21 protein-coding genes and 1 pseudogene are annotated in these 20983 nt (G+C 59.2%); 10 read left to right on the forward strand and 12 right to left on the reverse strand.

Features of this window, described 5'->3' with window-relative positions; translation table 11 throughout:
- Positions 1-181, reverse strand: a pseudogene (gcvT, locus tag ACR0B8_RS10285) (glycine cleavage system aminomethyltransferase GcvT); the annotation flags it as partial.
- Positions 182-511: 330 nt separating this feature from the next.
- On the opposite strand from gcvT, the gene ACR0B8_RS10290 reads away from it, so the two are divergent.
- From ACR0B8_RS10290 to ACR0B8_RS10305, 4 genes are read left to right on the forward strand one after another with little or no spacing between them, the layout of a single operon-like run.
- Positions 512-1162, forward strand: coding sequence for a histidine phosphatase family protein (locus ACR0B8_RS10290; protein ID WP_170360664.1), 651 nt, complete (start codon positions 512-514; stop codon positions 1160-1162).
- 17 nt (positions 1163-1179) lie between these two features.
- On the forward strand, positions 1180-1794 hold the full coding sequence (locus tag ACR0B8_RS10295) for a glutathione S-transferase family protein (protein WP_170376707.1): 615 nt from the start codon (positions 1180-1182) through the stop codon (positions 1792-1794).
- 14 nt (positions 1795-1808) lie between these two features.
- A complete protein-coding gene (locus tag ACR0B8_RS10300) occupies positions 1809-2864 on the forward strand; it encodes a saccharopine dehydrogenase (RefSeq protein WP_480658597.1) in 1056 nt (351 codons plus the stop codon).
- Between the two features lie 3 nt (positions 2865-2867).
- Positions 2868-4010, forward strand: coding sequence for a saccharopine dehydrogenase family protein (locus tag ACR0B8_RS10305; RefSeq protein ID WP_480658596.1), 1143 nt, complete (start codon positions 2868-2870; stop codon positions 4008-4010).
- 99 nt (positions 4011-4109) lie between these two features.
- Here ACR0B8_RS10305 and ACR0B8_RS10310 read toward each other — a convergent pair whose 3' ends face one another.
- The 5 genes from ACR0B8_RS10310 to ACR0B8_RS10330 form a co-directional block, all read right to left on the reverse strand.
- Complete coding sequence (locus ACR0B8_RS10310; protein WP_170360670.1) at positions 4110-4310, reverse strand: DUF1127 domain-containing protein; 201 nt, start codon at positions 4308-4310, stop codon at positions 4110-4112.
- Between the two features lie 43 nt (positions 4311-4353).
- Positions 4354-4590 carry a DUF1127 domain-containing protein gene (locus tag ACR0B8_RS10315; RefSeq protein WP_170349833.1) on the reverse strand — a complete coding sequence of 79 codons (237 nt, stop codon included), beginning with the start codon at positions 4588-4590 and terminating at the stop codon, positions 4354-4356.
- Positions 4591-4749: 159 nt separating this feature from the next.
- A complete protein-coding gene (locus tag ACR0B8_RS10320; RefSeq protein ID WP_170360672.1) occupies positions 4750-5829 on the reverse strand; it encodes a hypothetical protein in 1080 nt (359 codons plus the stop codon).
- Positions 5830-5944: 115 nt separating this feature from the next.
- Complete coding sequence (locus ACR0B8_RS10325; RefSeq protein ID WP_170360675.1) at positions 5945-6262, reverse strand: DUF3775 domain-containing protein; 318 nt, start codon at positions 6260-6262, stop codon at positions 5945-5947.
- An 86-nt stretch (positions 6263-6348) separates the two neighbouring features.
- Positions 6349-7122 carry a DUF1365 domain-containing protein gene (locus ACR0B8_RS10330; RefSeq protein WP_170360677.1) on the reverse strand — a complete coding sequence of 258 codons (774 nt, stop codon included), beginning with the start codon at positions 7120-7122 and terminating at the stop codon, positions 6349-6351.
- A 146-nt stretch (positions 7123-7268) separates the two neighbouring features.
- Between ACR0B8_RS10330 and ACR0B8_RS10335 the strand changes: the two genes are divergently transcribed.
- From ACR0B8_RS10335 to ACR0B8_RS10345, 3 genes are read left to right on the forward strand one after another with little or no spacing between them, the layout of a single operon-like run.
- Positions 7269-7925, forward strand: a complete 657-nt coding sequence (locus ACR0B8_RS10335) for a sigma-70 family RNA polymerase sigma factor (RefSeq protein WP_170360679.1) — start codon at positions 7269-7271, stop codon at positions 7923-7925.
- A gap of 10 nt (positions 7926-7935) precedes the next feature.
- Positions 7936-8586, forward strand: a complete 651-nt coding sequence (locus tag ACR0B8_RS10340) for a ChrR family anti-sigma-E factor (RefSeq protein WP_170360681.1) — start codon at positions 7936-7938, stop codon at positions 8584-8586.
- A gap of 54 nt (positions 8587-8640) precedes the next feature.
- Positions 8641-9045 carry a hypothetical protein gene (locus ACR0B8_RS10345; protein WP_170360683.1) on the forward strand — a complete coding sequence of 135 codons (405 nt, stop codon included), beginning with the start codon at positions 8641-8643 and terminating at the stop codon, positions 9043-9045.
- Positions 9046-9048: 3 nt separating this feature from the next.
- Here ACR0B8_RS10345 and ACR0B8_RS10350 read toward each other — a convergent pair whose 3' ends face one another.
- From ACR0B8_RS10350 to ACR0B8_RS10375, 6 genes are all read right to left on the reverse strand, one after another.
- On the reverse strand, positions 9049-10278 hold the full coding sequence (locus ACR0B8_RS10350; protein WP_170349827.1) for a DNA recombination protein RmuC: 1230 nt from the start codon (positions 10276-10278) through the stop codon (positions 9049-9051).
- Positions 10279-10330: 52 nt separating this feature from the next.
- A complete protein-coding gene (gene mutL, locus ACR0B8_RS10355; RefSeq protein ID WP_480658595.1) occupies positions 10331-12190 on the reverse strand; it encodes a DNA mismatch repair endonuclease MutL in 1860 nt (619 codons plus the stop codon).
- 283 nt (positions 12191-12473) lie between these two features.
- Positions 12474-13403, reverse strand: coding sequence for a metal ABC transporter permease (locus ACR0B8_RS10360; protein WP_226689123.1), 930 nt, complete (start codon positions 13401-13403; stop codon positions 12474-12476).
- Positions 13400-14605: a metal ABC transporter permease gene (locus ACR0B8_RS10365; RefSeq protein ID WP_480658594.1), complete on the reverse strand. Its 1206-nt coding sequence runs from the start codon at positions 14603-14605 to the stop codon at positions 13400-13402. The genes ACR0B8_RS10360 and ACR0B8_RS10365 overlap by 4 nt, the downstream gene beginning before the upstream one ends.
- Before the next feature lie 3 nt (positions 14606-14608).
- Positions 14609-15412 (reverse strand): metal ABC transporter ATP-binding protein, encoded by an 804-nt coding sequence (locus ACR0B8_RS10370; RefSeq protein ID WP_170361205.1) that lies wholly within the window; start codon positions 15410-15412, stop codon positions 14609-14611.
- Positions 15413-15415: 3 nt separating this feature from the next.
- Positions 15416-16369 carry a metal ABC transporter solute-binding protein, Zn/Mn family gene (locus ACR0B8_RS10375; protein ID WP_226689122.1) on the reverse strand — a complete coding sequence of 318 codons (954 nt, stop codon included), beginning with the start codon at positions 16367-16369 and terminating at the stop codon, positions 15416-15418.
- 200 nt (positions 16370-16569) lie between these two features.
- Between ACR0B8_RS10375 and deoC the strand changes: the two genes are divergently transcribed.
- From deoC to ACR0B8_RS10390, 3 genes are all read left to right on the forward strand, one after another.
- Positions 16570-17568 carry a deoxyribose-phosphate aldolase gene (gene deoC, locus ACR0B8_RS10380; protein ID WP_226689121.1) on the forward strand — a complete coding sequence of 333 codons (999 nt, stop codon included), beginning with the start codon at positions 16570-16572 and terminating at the stop codon, positions 17566-17568.
- 48 nt (positions 17569-17616) lie between these two features.
- Positions 17617-19950 (forward strand): aldehyde dehydrogenase family protein, encoded by a 2334-nt coding sequence (locus ACR0B8_RS10385; RefSeq protein ID WP_480658593.1) that lies wholly within the window; start codon positions 17617-17619, stop codon positions 19948-19950.
- 216 nt (positions 19951-20166) lie between these two features.
- Complete coding sequence (locus ACR0B8_RS10390) at positions 20167-20982, forward strand: SDR family oxidoreductase (protein ID WP_480658592.1); 816 nt, start codon at positions 20167-20169, stop codon at positions 20980-20982.
- Position 20983: the final 1 nt, after the last annotated feature.

Here is a 20983-nt window from a genome sequence, read left to right on the forward strand (position 1 = left end):
GGATCACCTGACCCATATGCGACACATCAAACACCGCCGCCTTCTCACGACACTGCTTATGCTCACCCATAATCCCCAGCGGATACTGAACGGGCATCTCCCAGCCCGCAAAATCAACCAGCTTGCCTCCCAACTCAACATGGAGATCGTAGAGAGGAGTGCGTTTCGGTTCGGTGCTCATAATACGGGCCTTTCGAATGCCGTTTTGAAAGATCACCGTGCGGTCTGCAATGGCAACCCTTTTACAATCAACACCAAGGTTCCCGGGACGCTATTGCGAGTCAACAGGATTTGCCATGATAGCCGATACAAAGCGTATACAGCCGCATGCAGCGGCCTTGTATCGTATAGGAAACTATTTTCCGTTGAGCAACAATCACATCGCGAAATCGCAGGTCTGAAAACGAACACGCAAAACCTTTGACGAGGGTCGGTTTTTGCCCGCCCCCTGACAAACGCCTCTGGCCCCTTTCCAAATCCTGCCCTAAGACTTCGCCCAAGAGGAATTGCAATGTCACATATTACACTGGTGCGTCACGGACAGGCCAACACCACCGCACGGGATGAAGAAAGCTATGACAGGCTCAGCGATCTGGGCCATCAGCAGGCCCGCTGGCTGGGGGCGCACCTGCAGGATACGCGCGCCCATTACCCGCGGGTCTATTGCGGCACGTTGCAGCGACATGTGGAAACTGCGGCCAGCATGGGCTTGCCTGACCCAATCCGGGACGCACGCCTGAATGAGATCGAGTATTTCACCATCGCGCAGCTATATGAACAGCAGCACGGCGTGGCGATCCCCACCGACCGAGAGGGCTTTGTCGAACATCTGCCCCGCACCTTTGCCGCCTGGGCCCGGGGTGAGATCACGGATACGCCCGAAACCTTTGCCGAGTTCGAAACCCGTGTCTCGGACGCTTTGCGCGAGATTGGAACCGAGGGCGGGCCGGCCATCGTTGTGACCTCGGGCGGGTTGATTTCAATGGTGGTACGGCAAGCGATGGGTCTGGATATCCCGGCGATGGCACGGGTGGCGCTGGCCATCATGAACACGTCGCTGCATCGCCTGCACCCGATCGGCGCGCAGCTAAGCCCGGTTCTGTTCAATGCGGTGCCGCACCTGGACTCGCCCGACAGGCAATACGCGCAAACCCACCTTTGACCTCGGAGGCCATTATGATGCAGCTATACTATGCCCCCCGCACAATCTCGGTCGCTGTTGCCATTGCGTTGGAAGAGGCCGGGCTAGAGTATGAAGCGATCCAACTGGATTTCGCTGGGGGAGAACAAACGAAACCAGCTTATAAACAAATCAACCCCAAGGGCCGGGTTCCGGCACTGGTGGTTGATGGCGGTATCCTGACCGAAACCGGTGCTCTGCTGGAATATCTCGCGGCCAAGGCGCCCGAAGCCGAATTGGTGCCCACCGATCCGATCATGGCCGCCCGGATGCGCGAGGTGATGTATTATCTGGCCTCGACCATGCATGTGAACCACGCGCACAAATTGCGCGGCGCCCGCTGGGCCGACAAGAAATCCAGCTGGAAAGACATGACGGACAAGGTTCCACAGACGATGACCGCGTCCTGCGACTATATCTCCTCCAACGGGTTGCGCGGGCCGTTTGTATTGGGCGAGGCGGTCTCTCTGGCAGATGCTTATCTCTATGTGGTTTGCAGTTGGCTGGAAGTCGACGGCGTCGACGTCTCGGCCTTTCCCAAAATTCTGACCTTCCGCGCGGCGATGGAGGCACGTTCTTCGGTTCAGGCGGTGCGCGCCGCCGGAATGCTCTGACAAAAGGATAACGCATGACACATCTTTGGGTCCGGGCAGAACAGCGCCCGAATGAGGAACGGGTCGGGCTGACCCCCGAAGGCGCTGCTGATCTGATCGCAGCCGGCATCCGCGTGACGGTTGAGGAAAGTTCCGTGCGCGCAATCCCGATTGATGGCTACAGAGAGGTCGGATGCGAGATCGCGCCCGAAAACTCCTGGCCCCGGGCACCACTGGATGCGATCATCTTCGGCCTCAAGGAACTGCCCGAAGACGGTACGCCCCTGCCCCACCGCCACATCATGTTCGGCCACGCCTACAAGGGTCAGCATTCAGGCCGTGCGCTGCTTGCGCGGTTCAAGGCCGGCGGCGGAACGCTCTATGATCTGGAATATCTGGTGGACGAAGCTGGCCGCCGCGTCGCCGCCTTCGGCTATTGGGCTGGATATGCGGGCGCTGCTGTGACGCTCAAGACCTGGGCAGCGCAGCAACGAGGTCAGCAATGCCCGCCGGTCGGTGTGTATGCCAGCAAAGACGCGCTGAACGCGGAGTTGCTGACTGAATTGGATGCAACGGGCGCAACTCGCCCCCGCGCCATTGTCATTGGCGCTCTGGGCCGAGTGGGCACCGGGGCTGCAGACTTATGCGAGGCCATGGGGGTCAGCGTTACCAAATGGGACATGGCCGAAACGTCTAGCGGCGGACCGTTCCCGGAAATCCTTGACCACAATCTGTTCCTGAACTGCATCTTTGCGCGCCCCGGCACCCCGGTCTTTGTACCGCGTGAGGCTTTGACCGCGCCGCGCAAGCTGACCGCTATTGGCGATGTAGCCTGCGACCCCGACAGCGATTACAACCCGGTGCCCGTTTATGACCGTGCAACCTCCTGGGACGCCCCTGCCCTGCGTGTGGCGACTGATCCGGTGATGGACGTGATGGCCATCGACAACCTTCCGTCAATGCTCCCGGTCGAAAGCTCGCAAGATTATGCCGCGCAATTGCTGCCTTCGTTGCTGACCCTGACCAATCTGAACGCCGGTGTCTGGGACCGGGCGGCGGCGACCTATAACACTCATATCGAAGGATTCTGAGCGATGACGATTCATTGGTGTGGCACCGGCCTGTCGGCCATCCCCGGCCTGCGCCGCCTAATTGAAGGCGGGCACAAGGTCACCGTTTGGAACCGGACCATCGAAAAAGCCAAGGCCGAGGTCGGTGACCTGACCGACGACATCCACGCCTTTGACATCGATGCGCTGGGTGCGGTGCTGAAAAAAGGCGACGTGATCGTCTCGATGCTGCCGGGAGACTGGCACCTGCCGCTGGCCGAACTGGCCATCGCGAAACAGGCCAATTTCGTCTCGTCCTCTTATATCGCGCCCGAGATGCGTGCGCTGGACGACAAGGCCCGCGAAGCCGGTGTGGCACTGGTGAACGAGGTCGGGCTGGACCCAGGCATAGACCACCTGATGGCGCATGCACTGGTCGATGACTACCGCGCCTCGGATGCGTTCGATACCCAGAACCACCTGAGTTTCATTTCGTATTGCGGTGGCATTCCGAAGAATCCCAACCCGTTTCGTTATAAATTCAGCTGGTCGCCGCTGGGTGTGCTCAAGGCGCTGCGTTCGCCGTCCAAGTCGATCCGCGATTACGCCCCGCTGGACGTGGCCCGCCCCTGGGACGCAATCACCAGCTATATCGCGCCGCTGCCGACGCCCGAAAGCTTTGAGGTCTACCCCAACCGCGACTCGATCCCGTTCATGGAGCAGTACCACTTTGAAAAGCACTGGCCGGTCAAGGAATTTGTCCGCGGCACCCTGCGCCTGAACGGCTGGGCCGATGCGTGGTCTGATGTATTCCGCGAAATCGAAACCCTGTCCGGCCCCGAAGGTGACGCGCGCTTGAAAGAGATGTCAGACCAGTTCTGGGAAGAAAACGCCTATGACGCGGGCGAACCCGACCGCGTGGTCCTGTGCGTCGGGCTGAAGGCGGAAAAAGACGGCATCCCGGTCTGGCACAAGACCTATGTGATGGACGCCTGGGGTGACGCGCGTGGCACCGCCATGGCGCGACTGGTGTCGATCCCGGTGTCGCTTGCGGTCGAGGCGGTCCTGAACCGCTCCATCCCAGCCGGCGTCCACGCCGCCCCCAGTGACCCGAAACTGGTACAGGACTGGATGGCCGAAATCGACACGCTGGCTCAGCATCTTCAGATCGTAGACCAGTTGAAATGAATGGCTGACACCGCCCGTTCGAGAATGGGCCGCTTACAGGTTAAAAAAGCCATCCCGAAATATCGGAATGGCATTTGGTTTGTCTTGCTAGGTGATCCGTTAGATATAGCGATCGATTACGGTTTCGATATCACTGCGGTTGATGCCCAGTTCGGCGAGTTCGGAATCGTTCAATCGGTTCAGATCTTGTGCGGCGCGTACGATGCTGGAACTGATCGCCTGCAACCGCATCGCCCGGTCGAACAACAACACGGAACTGGCATTTATCGACTGGTCGCGATTTGGGTTAAAATCAAACATTTTCTCCTCCAAGTAATTTACGATATTCGGCGCGGCCCGTGGATCAGTGTGCGGTGCCCGAGTAAGGCTTCTTGTGATAAACGCTCTCATAGGCGCGTTGCTTGATCTCACTGCGTGGGATGCCGATGTCTGCCAATTGACGGTCACTGAGGTTTTCCAGTGCCCGAACGGATTTGGCAAAGATATCGCGGCGAAAATGTTCGACCCGTGCTTCGGCGTAATTCGAGAACAGACCGAAGAAGAGCCCCTTTTGCGGAGTAACTGTTTGTGCGTATCCCATGACTTTCTCCTTTAACTCTGAATTGCGTTTGTCGTTGAAACAGAGAAAAGGGTTCGGGGTTAAAAGCGTCGGAGGGTTGGATTAAATCCGCTTAATCTTCGCAGGACCAGACGCCAACAACATGGCACGGTCAGGTGTAATCAGCTGAAATAAAATAATTTAATCAAAATCACTAATATCCAGCGCGTTTTGAACCAGAAACAAAACCGCGGCATCAAGGTCTTCACGCGCCAAAACTTGTTTGAACGACGCCGTCAATGCATCCGTTTCCCATGTCCGTACAGACAAGGCGATCCAGCCTGCCAGTTCCGCGCTGCGTTCAAGCTCAAGCTTGTAAATCTCCAGTATTTGTTCTTGCAATTCCGGCCATGTGGAACCGCCAACGGCAAGAACCTGAATTAGCTTCTGCTTATCTTCTGGCGACCAGTTCGCCTGCGCTAACGCCTGCCCAATCGCTTCTACTGCGTCTGCGCCGTCCACCTCGATCCCGGCCAGCGCCCAATCCGCTATGTTCCGGTCACCGGCACGCAACGCGGGCTGATACCGCTGTCGAACGAATGCCTGCGATGCAGGATCGGATTGCATACCCAACAATCGAATGACAGCCGGCGCATAAGCAAGGCGATTTACATCGCGCAACTCCTGCAACAAAGACGCGGTTGTCACAACGTCCCGCACCTGTCGGGCAGTCGGATACGGTGCGCGATGTACCTCTGCAAGCGCGGCATTGCGCAACAGCCTGTCTTCATGCGTCAGATATTGGCTAAAAAAAGTGACGCGTGCAGGGTTAGCCGTCTTTCCGACGATCCAGTGTTTACCCTGAACACGCACCCCTTCCAGGAAAGCTGCCCGCTCTTGCGTCATCAGGAAACCTTTGGACCAGGCGCTTGCGAAGCTGCGGCCTGACTTGTCCACAGATCCGCTGCCGTAGATCATCAAAACAACTCTTTCAGGGTCGACGCGGAAGGCTGATCGCGTCACGCTGTCAACCAGGAATGGGATATCCGGTAGGGTCTCTAGCTGCGCGGGCGCGCCTTTCAGCACAGAAACCGAGGCGTACTGAAAGGGATTGGTCGGCGACGGCGCAGCCAGAACAATCACACGCGCAGACAGAATACGGTCTGCAAGAGAGTATTCCGGCAATGTTGTACAAACTGAACAGGCGTTCGAAACGCGCGGAGCGGCCATGCTGGCCACGGCAAACACAAGTCCCACTAGAATACGCCAATCGAGTCGCATGGTTCGAGCATCCACCAGTTTACGACCCTGCTGCAACAGTTCTTTGCGCCGCCGAACTGGCGGTCGGATTTGATGACCACCAGGCATGGGGAAAAGGCGCTTTGTTCAAACCGGACTACATCAGATCGTTTTCCACGTCCTCGGCTGAAATCCCCAGCGCATCCAGACCGTTTTCTAGGTGATCCGACAGGTGTGGTGTGCCGATCAGATAATCGGCGCAGGGGGTCGAGGCCTCGGATTTTGCGGTTGCGATGGCTTCGTCCAGATCCTCGGCGAAAAAGCTTTCACGTCCGATCCACATGACAGCAACCAACTCGGCCTGCTCGTCCTCACCCATACGGTCGATAAAGGCGCGCAGTTCACCCTCGGCGCGGTTCAATTCACGCCCCATCATGGCGACCTGAGCGATTTTTCTTGCCGAGATTTCCAACATGACCCAACTCCTCGTGTTCGCGGTTTCATCCTAGCACAACCACCCCACGGCGCCTGAGTCTTTGATCTTACGCAAACTATGCCAGCTTAAGGCTCGCGAATGCGGGAAACCGGGTGGTCGGGAATGGGGGCTGTACGAAACGGGCGGAACCGGGCCTTTTTCGCCTTCAATTTCACCGCCTGCCACAGGATCAGGAAAAACGCGCGGCGCGCACCAAAAGGTCGGCGCAGCAAAGACCACAGGATCGTACGATTGGTCAGCGGAGCCCGCCGTCCGGTCAGGGTTGCAATCAACCCACCATCGTCGCGCCCGTAATCGATCCAGACACCCACCCGGTCCGGGCGATAGTCAAACCGGAAGGTATAAGACCCTTCGACCTTCTGAAACGGCGAGACATGCATCAGCTTGTCCGCCACGATCCGGTCCGAGGGTCGGATCGGCGCAAAGTTGGGGGTGTGGCACAGATAGCTGTGGCGCGTGCCATAGGTGTTTGTGACCTCGGCCACCACGGCGTAAAGCTGGCCGTCAACATCAAAGCAAAACCAGAAGCTGACCGGATTGAACACATGGCCGAACACTCGCGGCTGGGTCAGCAATGTCACGTGATCCGGTTGGGTCACGCCCATCTGGTCAAACTGCTCCCGCAGCCAGGCCGCACCGCGCCCCTGCCCTGGCTCACCCCCATGGTCGCGCTCCCGCCAGTTGGTGACATTAGTCCGGTTCAGGGAAAACAGCGCCGGAGTGGCCGGATGGCTTTCCGGATCCAGCAAAATGTAGTCGACGGAATAACGAAAGGCGTTCTGGATCGCGCCCTTGCGCCCGTGAAAGGTATGGCCTGCAATATGGTCGACCGTGTTCACGCAGTTTTCTCCGATCTCCGTGCAAACCGTTCCGGCGGCATTCTTTTCCTCATGTATTTCTATCAGATAGTACGATATTTGACGCGACCCGGATCAAAAACAGCAAATAAAGTGATCCGTCTTGGGCTGGGCCGCGTAATGTGGTTATGTTTACCGAGATCGATACCGTGACCTTGGATGAACCGGCGGCCGAAAGGCCAGCACTGAAACCTCGGCGCGCAAGCAAACGCATCAGGGGCAAGCCGGTGAACAAAGCGGATGGCAGTTGCGACACCAGAACTGAGTGGGTGAGCCACGTCAGGCGCATTCGGGACGCGAAGGATCAGGCGGCCTTTGCCGAACTGTTCCAACACTTCGCGCCACGCATCAAGGCGTTTCTGATTAAGTCAGGGTCCGACGCCGCGCTGGCCGAGGAATGCGCGCAAGAGGTGATGGCGACCTTATGGCACAAGGCGCATCTTTTCGATCCCACTCGCGCGACCGTGGCCACTTGGGTGTTCACGATTGCAAGGAACAAGCGCATCGATGTCCTGCGCAAACAACGCCGACCCGAACCCGAGGATCTGTGGTGGGGGCCTGAGGCGGAACCAGATCAGGACGACGTGGTCGCGTTGCAACAGGAAACCGCGCAGCTGCGCGACGCTATGGCGGCGTTGCCCGAGGCGCAAAGACAACTGATCGAACAGGCCTATTTTGGTGATCTGAGCCATCGAGAAATCGCATCTCAGACCGGGTTGCCCTTGGGTACGATCAAATCACGGATACGGCTGGCGCTGGACCGCTTGCGCCATGCGATGAATTGAGATGACGAAGATGAGCAACGATATCAAACATCACCTGACAGACGATCTGTTGATGGCCTACGCCGCGGGCAACCTTCCCGAAGCGTTCGACCTGATGGTGGCAACACACCTGTCCCTGTGTGACCACTGCCGCGCCCGGGCCGAAAGTTTTGACGCTGTGGGCGGATGTGTTCTGCAAGAGCAGGACAGCCCTACCAGCATGAGCGATGGGTCTCTAGCCGCAACCATGGCGCTGATCGCTCAGGGAGCCCCGATTGCAAAACCCGCACGTCCGGGATGCACGGTTCTGCCCGCGCCCTTGCAGGATTATGTCGGCGGCGATGTGAATGACATCAAATGGCGATCCATCGGCATGGGTGTAAAACAGGCGATCCTACCCACCACGAGCGAGGCCACCGCCCGCCTGCTATTCATTCCGGCCGGTGCGGCCGTGCCCGATCACAGCCATAACGGCATGGAACTGACGATGGTTCTGCAGGGCGCGTTTTCGGACGAAGTTGACCATTTCGGTCGTGGCGATGTTGAGATTGCCGATGAAAGCCTGCACCACACGCCGACCGCCGATATCACCGAAGATTGCATCTGTCTGGCCGTAACTGACGCGCCCTTGAAGTTTACCAAACTGATGCCGCGCCTGTTCCAGCCCTTCCTGCGCATCTGAAGTTCCGGGAATTTTGTGCTACTCTGACCCTTCAGTCGATTTGGGAGAAGTTTCATGAGAAATCATTTATTTCTAGGTGCGTTAATAACGAGCCTTGCAAGCGCCGTCTGGGCACAGCGTGCAGCGGAAGTGAAATTTGAACCCGGCAATTTCGGCACGATGGTGAATGGGGCAATTACCGGCAACGAGTATTTCGATTACATGTTGGGCGCGCAGGCTGGTCAGGAAATGTTCGCCGATCTCAAGGTCAGCGACACCAATGGCAATGGCGTGATTTACTTCAACATCCTGCCACCCGGCAGTGACGGCGTTGCGATCTACAACGGCTCTATCGATGGCAACACCGCCCGCATCGACCTGCCCGAAGACGGAGATTATACGATCCGCGTCTATCTGATGGGCAATGATCGGGATACTGATAAGACAGTCGGCTACAATCTGGATCTGTCGATCCAGTAAAGCCTAGCCTTCGGATTTGCCCAGCGGTACCACATTATTGTGGTCGTCCGGGGCAAGCTCTTCGAAATCGAAGTTGTCCAACCGCTGTGCCCGACGCCCGGCTTTTTCGGCGCTGATCTTGATTTCCGAGATATCCTTGGCTGCCTGTCCGAAATGGCGATCAAGGTTCGAAACACGGTCCCCCAGACGCTCCACATCCTTGTGCAACAGGCCCAGTTCCTTGCGGATTGCCCCCGCCTGTTCTCGCATACGCGCGTCTTTCAAGATCGCCCGCATCGTGTTCAGCGTCGCCATGCAGGTGGTGGGAGAAACGATCCAGACTCGCTTGCTGAAACTCTCCTGCACCAGTTCCGGGAATTTGGCGTGCAACTCGGCATAGACGGCCTCAGACGGCAGGAACATCAGCGCGCCATCGGCGGTTTCGCCGTCCAGAATGTACTTCTCGGCAATATCGTTGATGTGCTTGCGCACGGTGCTGCGGAACATCTGAACCGCCGCTTTCAACTCGGCATCATTGGTCGAAGCGATCAACGCCTCATACGCCTCCAATGGGAATTTGCTGTCGATCACAATCGGTCCGGGAGGGTTTGGCAGGTGGATCAGGCAGTCCGCTCGGCGCCCGTTCGACAAAGTCGCCTGCAATTGGAAGCTATCCGACGGCAATGCCTTCGAGACGATATCGTTCAACTGAATTTCCCCAAACGCGCCGCGTGTCTGCTTGTTCGACAAGATATCCTGCAACGACAGCACATCGCCCGACAGCTTGGTGATATTGTCCTGCGCTTTGTCGATGGCAGCCAGCCGTTCCTGCAATTGTGTCAGAGACGTCGCGGTCTGTTTCGACGAGCCATGCAGCGATTCCTTCATCCGCTCTTGCATTTCAGCCAGCGCACGGGCCGACTTCATCGCGTTGTCTGCCAGCCGGTCATTCATCTGCTGCTGCACCGAGGACAGGCGCGATTCAACCGTCTGGATCACCTGCACCTGCGCATTGGCCTGTGTATCCGACACATGCTGCAAACCACCGCGCAACTGTTCCTGGCCCTGCCCCAGTTGCTGCACGTGTTGACCCAAATGCGCCATCTGCCGCGCCAGTGGTTCTGCCATTCGGGCGGAACGGTTGGCTGCCCGCAAGGACAGGAATAGCAGCAGCAGAATCAATGCCACCACTCCACCCGCGATCAGCACCACAGGGTCGTTCAAAGCCATTTCTGTGCCAGCAATCTCGATCATGTCGCCTCGGATGTTCTTGTTTTATTCTTCATAGCCCGGCGAAGCGCCGGGATCAACTGCGCCCGAACAGGCGTTCGATGTCGCTCAGCTTTAGTTCCACATAAGTGGGTCGCCCGTGATTGCACTGGCCGGAATGGGGCGTTGCCTCCATCTCGCGCAGCAGGGCATTCATTTCCTCGGCCCGCATCCGGCGGCCAGACCGGACCGAGCCATGACAGGCCACCCGGCTGAGGATTGCTTCGATCCGCGCCTGCACCGTTTGGCTTTCGCCCTGATCGGCCAGTTCATCCAGAATATCCAGGATCATTGCACGGGCATCCACTTCGCCCAGAATGGCAGGTGTTTCGCGCACGGCGATGGCGCCGCCGCCAAAGGGTTCCAACGTCAGCCCAAGGCGCGACAGGTCATCCGCAACCGCCATCAGACGCGCGCAGTCGCCTTCGGACAGCTCGACGATTTCCGGGATTAGCAATGCCTGCGCGGCGACGCCGTTTTCGGTCATCTGGGTTTTTAGCTTTTCATAAACCAGCCGTTCATGCGCGGCGTGCTGATCGACGATCACCATACCATCAGCGGTCTGGGCAATGATGTAGTTCTCATGTACTTGCCCGCGCGCCGCACCTAAGGGCAGGTCCTGCATCGGGGGCTCTTCTGCTGTGGTCGAAACTAGCGGAGCCGCCTCCACGATGCTACCGCTATAATCGCGGGACAGTTCGGCAAAACCCGGCGCCTGCGCGTGAAACGCGGCCTGCCGGGCTGCGGGCGAAGGACGATCCATCTGATACACCCGGGCGGGAGTGGGCTGTGCCGGTTCGGGCCGCATCGCACCCAGCGTTGCATTTGCCACGGTCGAGGACGCTCGGTGCCCCGCCTCGGCCAACGCATGCCGCAAGGCCGAGACGATTAGCCCCCGCGCCACGCCGGGATCGCGGAACCGAACCTCGGACTTTGCAGGGTGAACATTTACATCCACCAGCATCGGGTCACAGTCGATAAACAATGCGGCCGCCGGATGCCGGTCACGGCTGAGGAAATCGAAATAGGCCGCCCGCAGCGCACCGGTCAGCATCTTGTCACGCACGGGACGGCCGTTGACGAAGAGATACTGCGCCACTGCTGCGCCACGCGAATAGGTCGGCAAGGCAGCATAGCCATACAAGCGAATACCCTCACGAGTCGCATCGATCTGCAATGCGTTCTCGGCAAACTCGCGCCCGATCACTCGGGCCAGACGGGCGTGCAACGCATCGAACAGATCGCCATTTTCGCGATCGGCGCGAAAGGTCACGCGACCTTCGCCCCCGCCCGAGACATCGCGCAGCGTAAAAGTGATGGCGGGCTCGGCCATGGCCAGACGTTTGACCATATCAGTGATCGCCCGCGCCTCGGCCCGGTCGGTGCGCATGAATTTCAGCCGAGCGGGCGTGGCAAAGAACAGATCCCTCAGCTCGACCACCGTGCCTGCACGCAAGGCGGCGGGTTTCACCGCCTCCATCTTGCCACCAGATACATATATCTGGGCCGCATCTGACCCCGGCACCCGGCTGGTGATGTTCAGCCGCCCAACCGCACCCAGCGACGGCAGCGCCTCGCCCCGGAAGCCGAACGTGTGAATGTTCAGCAGATCCGACCCGTCGATCTTGGATGTCGCGTGGCGCGAAAGGGCCAGTGGCAGATCGTCCGCCGAAATCCCGCACCCATCATCCGTGACGCGAATCAACGTATTGCCACCATCAGCGATATCGATGGCGATCCGGGTCGATCCGGCGTCGATGGCGTTTTCCACCAGTTCTTTGACAGCCGAGGCGGGACGTTCCACCACCTCACCCGCAGCGATGCGGTTGATTGCAGCATCGTCAAGCTGACGGATTACGGGGCGGATTTCGCTGATATTGGGGTTTGCCTGCACCATACCACCAGACCTAGCATATGCGCACACGATTCTGCCACTGATTTGGCAGTCCTATTTTTAGGAGGGAGGGGGCGTTCGAACAATCGCGCTGTGCCGATGTCAACAGACGGCAAACCTTGCCACGATTGTCCGAACGATCCAAGTGAGTGGTGGTCATTCAGAAATTTATTGCGGCGGGCCTAACACGAAACGCGGCGCGACAATCATTAACTCTGTCCTCGCTGGGCGTCTGGGCGAATTTCAGCCGACCCCTCGCATTGACCAACAGCGGGAAAGCGCCGTGTCAAGTGGCTTGGGGCGCTCCGGCGCGGGAGCGGCACGGGCCCCACAATGCGGCGCAGGCCAGGATCAGGCCGGACATGGTTGCGATCATCCCTGCCGCGCTGACCGCATCCGTACTGCCCAACCAAAGCGGCCCGTAGCCCGCCAGCACATAGCCCGATATTGCCGACACGCTGGCGAAAATGACGCTCCAGGCGATTTGGGCTTCCAGCCGATTTGTCATCATCCGCGCCGCCGCCGGGGGGCAAATGAACATGGCGATCACGATAATTGACCCCACTGCATCAAACGCGGCCACGGCCGATATTGCAGCCACGATCACCAACGCCATACCCAGCGCGCCGGTGCGAATGCCGATGGTGCGTGCGAAGCCTTCGTCGAAGGTCGAAATTTTCAACGGACGCCAGAACAGCCAGATGAACAGGACCACCCCGACCAGCGTCAGCGCAATCCGCGGCAGCTCCGGCGGCAGCCCGGCCAAAGCCGTCAGGTCCAACAGCGATGACCAGCCCACAGCATCCAGCCAGATCAGGCTTTCCAGATTGCCATACAGCGCATGTTCCACGTCCAGATGCACGGTCGAGGTATCGGTCTGCTCCAGCAGCAGCACACCGCCTGCGAACATGGTGGTGAACACCACGCCCATCGCAGCACCGGGTTCAATCTGGCCCAGCCGCCGGATCGCCTCGATCATCACAACGGCAACAATGGCTGCACCCGCCGCGCCCAGCATCATGGGCCAGGTCGAGATCGCTCCGGTCAGCAGAAAGGCCACAACGATGCCGGGCAGCACCACGTGGCTGATTGCGTCCCCAATTAGGGCTTGTTTGCGAAGTACAAGAAAATTCCCCGGCAGGGCGCAGGCGATGGCGGCGAAGATCCCGATCAACAGAGGCGTCAGGGACAGGGGGACAAATTCTTCACCGCTCATGGCTGGACCTCCTGCGGGCCACCGATCAGGCGGTCGATATCCGCGATCTGATCGCGGGTCAGCACCGTTTCGATATCGCGCAGCCCGTCATAAAGCGCCGCCGTCGCCTCATGCGCCTGATCCGCGCGCACGATTTCCCACCGTTTTTCGTCGCGCAGCGCCTTGGCGGCACGGGCTTTACCAGCCTCGGTAGCAACGCCATCGGCGCGGGCAAAGCCAGCGCGTTTTAGCAGGCGCAGGGTCAGCGGTTCATAGATTTTCTGACCTTGCGCCAGCGCCAGCAATCCTTGGCGGATATGCACCCGACGCTGGAATCTCAGATGTTGCAACACCGCCGCCAGAACACCGCGAACAGGTGCAAACAGTAGGGACAGCGCGAAAAAGCCAAAACTGACCAGCACAATGATCGGACCGGTTGGCAGGTTCGGCGCTGAGGCCGACAGGGCCGCGCCCAGATACCCGGCCAACCCACCCGCCAAACCAGCGAGCAAAACAACTCGGTCCGAGCGGTCGGTCCAAAACCGCGCGGTCACGGGCGGTATGATCAGCAATGCCACAATCAGGATCAGCCCGACGATCTTCAACCCGACAACGGTGACGGCCATCACCAATCCCATCATCGCCAGATCAATCCGATGCACCGGCAGACCCCGTGCGGCGGCATATTCCGGGTCAAACGCCACCATGGTCATCGGACGGTGGATGATCATCACCAGAACAAGCGTCGCTGCCCCGCCAATCGCAATGATCAGCGCATCCGCCCACAACATCCCGGCAGTGGAGCCCAGCAAGAACCCTTCGAGCCCCGCCTGACGACCAACGCCCATGGTTTGAATCACGGTCAGCAGTACGATGCCAAATCCGAAGAAAACGGACAGCACCGCCCCAATAGCTGCATCTTCGGCCAGCCGCGTGCGCCGGGTCAGCCAATTCATACACAGCAGACCAATCCAGGCCGAGATCGCCGATCCGGCAAGCAGACCGATCAGATTGCGTCCATCGCCGCCAAAAGCGACCAGCACCATGAAGGCCAGGCACACGCCGGGCAAGGTCGCATGGCTTATCGCATCACTGACCAGCGCGCGTTTGCGCAGAAACAGGAAAGTGCCGGTCACCCCGGCGGATACGCCCAGCAAGGTCGCACCAATAGCAACCAGCGTGGCGTTATAGCCAAGCTGCAGGCTCAGAGCATCCCAAAGCATGATTTACCCCAGCGCGCGTGAGATCTGGTCGATCTGCGCGGTGGCCAGACGGCCCCCATAGGCCGATTGCAGGGTTTCGGCGGTAAAGGCCTCGGCCACTGTTCCCTCGGCCACCTTACGGGTGTTGATCAGGAAGACGTGGTCGAAATAATCGGTAACGGTGAGCAGATCGTGATGCACGACAACGACGGTCTTGCCTGCCTCTTTCAGCGATTTCAAAACCGCGATGATGGCCTTTTCTGTGGCCGCATCGACCCCGGCAAAAGGTTCGTCCAACAGGTAAAGATCAGCCTCTTGCGCCAATGCGCGGGCTAGAAAAACCCGTTGCTGCTGACCGCCAGAAAGCTGGCCAATCTGACGATCCGCGAAGTCGCGCATGCCGACCCGGTTCAGGCAATCCATGGCCCGCGACATATGTCGGGCTCGAATGCGGCCCAACAGGCCCAACTGTCGCGACAGGCCCATCAGCACCACATCGATCACGCGAGTCGGGAAATCCCAGTCCACACTGGCGCGCTGCGGGACATAGGCAATGCGGGCACGCTGCTGCTCCAGCGGTTTGCCAAAGACAGTGACCTGCCCGGAGAGCGGCGATACAATCCCCAATGCGGCTTTGAGAAGGGTCGATTTCCCTGCGCCATTAGGTCCGATGATCGCCGTCATCGCACCGGTCTGCACGGTCATATCCACCGAGAACACCGCAGGTTTCTGGCCATAGGAAACGGTCAATCCACGAATGGCCAGAGGGCTCTCGTCCAAACTGTGCCCGGTAATTGAAACACCCTGATCAGCGGCCAGTTCCAGCATCATTCAAAACCCCGCCGATAGTTTGCCGTTCATACCCCGATCAGGCACATCCGCGCCCAGCGCCCCGGCGATGACAGTGATGTTGTGATCCAACATGCCAACATAAGTGCCTTCATACGTGCCAGGCTCTCCCATGGCGTCGGAATACAGCTCGCCGCCCACACCCACGTCGTGACCTTTGGCAGCAGCTCCTTCGATCAGCGCCCGCATCGACCGGTCAGAGACCGAGCTTTCAACGAAAACCGCCGTCAGCTGTTGATCGACCAACGTATCCACCAGCTCTCCGATCCGGTTCAGCCCGGCCTCAGATTGAGTCGAGATGCCCTGAATGCCCATCACCTCATAGCCGTAAGCCGCGCCGAAATAGCCAAAGGCGTCATGCGCGGTGACCAGCACGCGGTTGTTTTCGGGAACAGCTGCAAGCGCCTGATTGGCATAGGTGGTCAGCGCATCAAGCTCGGCCAAATGCGCTTCCGCATTAGCGGCAAAAATATCCGCCGCTTCGGGGCGCGCTGCGGTCAGGGCCTCTTGCACCTCAACCACCACATCACGCCACAGGGTCGGGCTCATCCACACATGCGGGTCGTATTTGTCGGCATAATCGTCATGCCCACGCAGTTTGGACTTGTCGATCCCTTCAGCCACGGCCACCACAGTGCGTTTGCGACCGAGGTCATGGAAGAAATCTTCCATCTGCGCTTCCAGATACAGACCGTGCCACAGGATCAGGTCCGCACGGGTCATCGCAACGATATCACTGCGGGTCTGGCGATAGGCATGCGGATCGACTCCTGGACCCATCAGGCCCTTCACCTCGACCTGGTCCCCGCCCACCTGACGCGCGGCGTCAGCAATCATACCGGTGGTTGCGACCACTTTCAGTGGTGTCTCGGCCCAAGCCGTCAGAGGCAAAGCAGCCGCAAATGCCAGCGCTGCAAGAAAGCTGCGACGAATCATAGTCAGATCCCGATTTGGTGTCCTGTTGAGAATGAATATGCGAACCATTCGCAACTAAGTCAACGCTATTGCGAATTATTCGCAAGAAAATGCCTATTTTTGTCCATTTGGTCAAAAAATTTGCAGATCGACCCTTGCTGCACCTTCCCTTTACGTGCGGCTCGTGCGATTTTGGCGCAAACCTCCCAAAGGACGTGACTATGGATACGCAGAGCTCAGAAAGCCCCGTGCGCACCGCGCATCTGCCGCAAGTGACCGAACCCAGAAACCCCGGCATGGATCTTGATCTGGATTGGGTACGCGCCGTGCAGGCCAATACCTCGGCCATCGAACGCCGGGCCGCGACGCTGCCCGGTCGTCGCTCGGTTAAAAAAGAGTATCAGGCCGCGTGGCTGTTGAAGGCGATCACCATGATCGACTTGACCACCTTGTCCGGCGATGACACCGAGGGCCGTGTGCGCCGCCTGTGCGCCAAGGCGCGTCAGCCGGTGGCACCTTCGGTATTGCAGGCGCTGGACATGCCGCCGATCACCACCGGGGCTGTCTGCGTCTACCACGACATGATCGGCACGGCGGTTGAGGCGCTGAAAGGCACCGGCATTCCGGTTGCGGCTGTGTCAACCGGTTTCCCGGCGGGCCTTTCGCCGTTCCACCTGCGTGTAGCCGAAATCGAAGAAAGCGTAAAAGCTGGCGCCGAAGAGATCGACATCGTCATCTCGCGCCGCCACGTGCTGTCCGGAGATTGGCAGGCGCTGTATGATGAGATGAAAGCCTTTCGCGTGGCTTGCGGTGATGCGCATGTAAAGGCCATCCTTGCCACCGGAGAGCTGGGCAGCCTGCGCAACGTCGCGCGCGCCTCGCTGGTCTGCATGATGGCCGGGGCGGACTTCATCAAGACCTCGACCGGCAAGGAAAGCGTCAACGCCACCCTGCCCGTGTCGCTGGTGATGATCCGCGCGATCCGCGACTATTATGACCGCACCGGGTATCGCGTTGGCTATAAGCCTGCGGGTGGCATCTCGAAAGCAAAGGACGCGCTGGTTTACCTGTCGCTGATCAAGGATGAGCTGGGCGACCGCTGGCTGCAGCCGGACCTGTACCGCTTTGGCGCATCATCCCTGCTGGGCGATATCGAACGGCAGTTGGAACATTATGTAACGGGCGCGTATTCCGCCGGTTACAGGCATTCACTCGGCTGAGCCTGTGACAAGTGTCAGGACAGTGAGTATTTGGGAAAAGATGAAGTCATGACTGTGAAAGAAATCTTCGAGACGATGGATTACGGCCTTGCCCCCGAAAGCGCCGCCGAGGCACTGGCCTGGCTGGTCGATCAGGGTGATAAGTTCGGTCACTATATCGACGGCGCCTTCACCAAGCCCGGCAAAGGGTTCGAAAGCCGTAACCCCGCGACCGGAGAGGTGCTGGCCAAGCTGACCCAAGCCAAACAGGCCGATGTGGACGCAGCCGTTGCCGCCGCCCGCAAGGCGCAACCGAAATGGGAAAAGCTGGGCGGTACGGGCCGTGCGCGATACCTCTATGCCATTGCGCGGCTGTTGCAGAAACACGCGCGCCTGTTTGCCGTGCTGGAAAGCCTCGACAACGGCAAGCCGATCCGGGAATCGCGCGACATCGACATCCCGTTGGCGCAGCGGCATTTCTACTACCACGCGGGCATGGCGCAGCTGATGGAAAGCGAATTGCCCGATGCGCAGGCGTTGGGTGTGTGCGGGCAGATCATTCCGTGGAACTTCCCGCTGCTGATGTTGGCATGGAAAATTGCCCCTGCGATCGCGATGGGCAACACCGTGGTTCTGAAACCGGCTGAATACACCTCGCTGACCGCGCTGCTGTTCGCTGATATCTGCTCCCAGGCCGGTTTGCCGAAAGGCGTGGTCAACATCGTCACCGGCGACGGTGCCGTGGGCGAAATGATCGTTTCCGCAGAGGTGGACAAGATCGCCTTTACCGGCTCGACCGTTGTGGGCCGTCGCATCCGCGAAGCCACTGCGGGCTCAGGCAAAGAACTGACTCTGGAGCTGGGAGGCAAGTCTGCTTACGTCGTCTTTGACGACGCCGATATCGATTCAGCCATTGAAGGTCTGGTTGACGCGATTTGGTTCAACCAAGGCCAAGTCTGCTGCGCAGGCTCGCGCCTGTTGGTGCAGGAAGGCATCGCCGACCGCTTCCACGAGAAACTGCGCGCGCGGATGGACAAGCTGCGCATTGGGGACCCGCTAGACAAATGTATCGACGTGGGCGCGGTGGTGGACCCGGTTCAGTTGCAGACCATCAAGAGCATGGTCGAAAGCAACACCGCCGGTCACGTTCATCAGGCGGCCTGCGACCTGCCCGCGAACGGGTGCTATTACCCACCGACGCTGATCTCGGGGCTCGAAACCTCGGACCCGCTGATGCAGGAAGAAATCTTTGGCCCAGTACTGGTATCGTCCACCTTCCGCACTCCGGAAGAGGCGGTCGAGCTGGCCAACAACACCCGCTACGGGCTGGCCGCGACGGTCTGGACCGAGAATGTGAACCTTGCACTGGATATTGCGCCCAAACTGGTCGCGGGCGTGGTTTGGGTCAATGCCACCAACCTGTTCGATGCTGCCGCCGGATTCGGCGGTGTACGCGAAAGCGGCTTTGGCCGTGAAGGCGGTTGGGAAGGTCTGGCGGCCTATACCAAGCCCAAGGGCAAGGTCAAACCGCTGGCCAAGGTTGAGGCGACCCTGGGCGAAGGTGCTCCGGTTGATCCCATCGACCGCACCGCCAAGATGTATGTCGGCGGCAAGCAGGCAAGACCCGATAGTGGCTATTCCAAGCCTGTCTGGGGTAAATCCGGCCTTTTGGGCCATGTGGGCCTGGCCAACCGCAAAGACGTTCGCAACGCGGTTGAGGCTGCGGCTGGCGCCAAGGGCTGGGCCAAGACCACCGGTCATCTGCGCGCACAAATCCTGTACTACATCGGTGAAAACCTCTCGGCCCGCGCTGCTGAATTCGCCGCACGCATCGACGCCATGACTGGCAAGAAAGACGGGGCGAAAGAGGTCGAAGCCTCGATCCGGCGCCTGTTCACTGCGGCCGCCTGGGCCGACAAGTATGACGGTCAGGTACACGGCGTTCCGATCCGTGGCGTGGCGATTGCCATGAAAGAGTCCGTTGGTGTCATCGGCGCGCTTTGTGCGGATGAGGCGCCGCTGTTGGGTCTGGTGTCTGCGATGGCTCCGGCGATTGCGATGGGCAACCGGACAGTTCTGGTGGCCTCGGAGCCTTATCCGCTGGCGGCAACCGACTTCTACCAGATATTGGAAACCTCGGACGTGCCCGCAGGTGTGGTTAACATCCTGACCGGTATCCACGCGGAACTAGCGAAACCGCTGGCCTCGCATCTGAATGTCGATGCGGTCTGGTCCTTCTCGTCCACCGACCTGTCGAAAGAGATCGAAGCCGTTTCAGCCGGGAACCTCAAACGTACCTGGGTGAATAACGCGACGGCATTTGATTGGGGCGTGGACCATTCGCGCCGCTTCCTGCAGGCTGCAACCGAAGTGAAAAACATCTGGGTGCCCTACGGCGAGTAGGGCTCCCGCATCAGGAAGCGGCCAATTTGGTACTACCTACAGACAAAACGACTAGAACCACCGTTGTTCGCCTTGTGATTTGGTGCACAGTTGGTGCTTTGGTTTGTTTGGCTTTCCTGCTTGCGAACGTCGACAGCCTCGTGATCCCAATGGTTGAAGAGATGCGCGGCAAACTGAGTCAAGGAAACGTGGCTGATCACAACTAGGGAGACCTAAATGGACTTCGCAGAAAAAACCGTCATCGTGATTGGTGGGACCAGCGGCATCAACCGCGGCATTGCCGAGGCGTTTGCGGCCTCGGGGGCCAAACTGGCCGTTGCTAGCCGGTCGCAGGACAAGGTCGATGACACGCTTGCCGCACTGAAAGAGGCCGGCGCAGCCGAAGTAGTTGGCGCAGCCTTTGATGTGCGCGATGCGCAGGCAGTGGCGGACGGGCTAAAACAATTCCATGACGCTTTGGGTGATTTCGACGTTCTGGTCTCTGGCGCGGCGGGGAATTTCCCGGCCCTGACCTCCGAAATGTCGGTCAATGCGTTCAAGACCGTGGTGGATATCGACCTGATCGGCACCGTTCATGTGATGAAGGGGGCCTATCCTTACCTCAAACGCCCCGGCGCCAGCATAATCAATATCTCGGCCCCACAGGCGTTTCTGCCCTACGAAGGGCAAGCCCATGTTTGCGCGGCCAAAGCCGGGGTCGATCAGATCACTCGCACCCTGTCGATGGAATGGGGGATCGAAGGCATCCGCGTGAACTCGGTAGTGCCAGGATTTATTGAAGGAACTGAAGGCGCACGGCGTCTGGCACCAACGGAAAACGCCCACGAGGAACTGCGCCGCGATGTGCCGCTGGGGCGTTGGGGAAATACACAGGATGTAGCCAATGCCTGCCTGTTCCTCAGCTCGGACATGGCCAGCTATATCAGTGGCACAGTTCTGTCCGTTGATGGCGCGCTGTATCAGCGCGGGTCCGGCAAGTTCGGGCAGATGATGGGGCAGATGCTGCGCAGCGCAGCGGGGAAAAAGGGCTGAG

Source organism: Ruegeria sp. BH6 (assembly GCF_056538105.1).

Bases quoted from the DNA above. Each gene is read 5' to 3' on its own strand.
- ACR0B8_RS10305 (WP_480658596.1), top strand. From the start codon at position 2,868: ATGACGATTCATTGGTGTGGCACCGGCCTGTCGGCCATCCCCGGCCTG.
- ACR0B8_RS10340 (WP_170360681.1), top strand. From the start codon at position 7,936: ATGAGCAACGATATCAAACATCACCTGACAGACGATCTGTTGATGGCC.
- ACR0B8_RS10325 (WP_170360675.1), bottom strand. From the start codon at position 6,262: ATGTTGGAAATCTCGGCAAGAAAAATCGCTCAGGTCGCCATGATGGGG.
- ACR0B8_RS10370 (WP_170361205.1), bottom strand. From the start codon at position 15,412: ATGCTGGAACTGGCCGCTGATCAGGGTGTTTCAATTACCGGGCACAGT.
- deoC (WP_226689121.1), top strand. From the start codon at position 16,570: ATGGATACGCAGAGCTCAGAAAGCCCCGTGCGCACCGCGCATCTGCCG.
- ACR0B8_RS10320 (WP_170360672.1), bottom strand. From the start codon at position 5,829: ATGCGACTCGATTGGCGTATTCTAGTGGGACTTGTGTTTGCCGTGGCC.
- ACR0B8_RS10385 (WP_480658593.1), top strand. From the start codon at position 17,617: ATGACTGTGAAAGAAATCTTCGAGACGATGGATTACGGCCTTGCCCCC.
- ACR0B8_RS10315 (WP_170349833.1), bottom strand. From the start codon at position 4,590: ATGGGATACGCACAAACAGTTACTCCGCAAAAGGGGCTCTTCTTCGGT.
- ACR0B8_RS10300 (WP_480658597.1), top strand. From the start codon at position 1,809: ATGACACATCTTTGGGTCCGGGCAGAACAGCGCCCGAATGAGGAACGG.
- ACR0B8_RS10350 (WP_170349827.1), bottom strand. From the start codon at position 10,278: ATGATCGAGATTGCTGGCACAGAAATGGCTTTGAACGACCCTGTGGTG.
- ACR0B8_RS10360 (WP_226689123.1), bottom strand. From the start codon at position 13,403: ATGAGCGGTGAAGAATTTGTCCCCCTGTCCCTGACGCCTCTGTTGATC.
- ACR0B8_RS10295 (WP_170376707.1), top strand. From the start codon at position 1,180: ATGCAGCTATACTATGCCCCCCGCACAATCTCGGTCGCTGTTGCCATT.
- ACR0B8_RS10390 (WP_480658592.1), top strand. From the start codon at position 20,167: ATGGACTTCGCAGAAAAAACCGTCATCGTGATTGGTGGGACCAGCGGC.
- ACR0B8_RS10345 (WP_170360683.1), top strand. From the start codon at position 8,641: ATGAGAAATCATTTATTTCTAGGTGCGTTAATAACGAGCCTTGCAAGC.
- mutL (WP_480658595.1), bottom strand. From the start codon at position 12,190: ATGGTGCAGGCAAACCCCAATATCAGCGAAATCCGCCCCGTAATCCGT.
- ACR0B8_RS10375 (WP_226689122.1), bottom strand. From the start codon at position 16,369: ATGATTCGTCGCAGCTTTCTTGCAGCGCTGGCATTTGCGGCTGCTTTG.
- ACR0B8_RS10365 (WP_480658594.1), bottom strand. From the start codon at position 14,605: ATGCTTTGGGATGCTCTGAGCCTGCAGCTTGGCTATAACGCCACGCTG.
- ACR0B8_RS10310 (WP_170360670.1), bottom strand. From the start codon at position 4,310: ATGTTTGATTTTAACCCAAATCGCGACCAGTCGATAAATGCCAGTTCC.
- ACR0B8_RS10290 (WP_170360664.1), top strand. From the start codon at position 512: ATGTCACATATTACACTGGTGCGTCACGGACAGGCCAACACCACCGCA.
- ACR0B8_RS10335 (WP_170360679.1), top strand. From the start codon at position 7,269: ATGTTTACCGAGATCGATACCGTGACCTTGGATGAACCGGCGGCCGAA.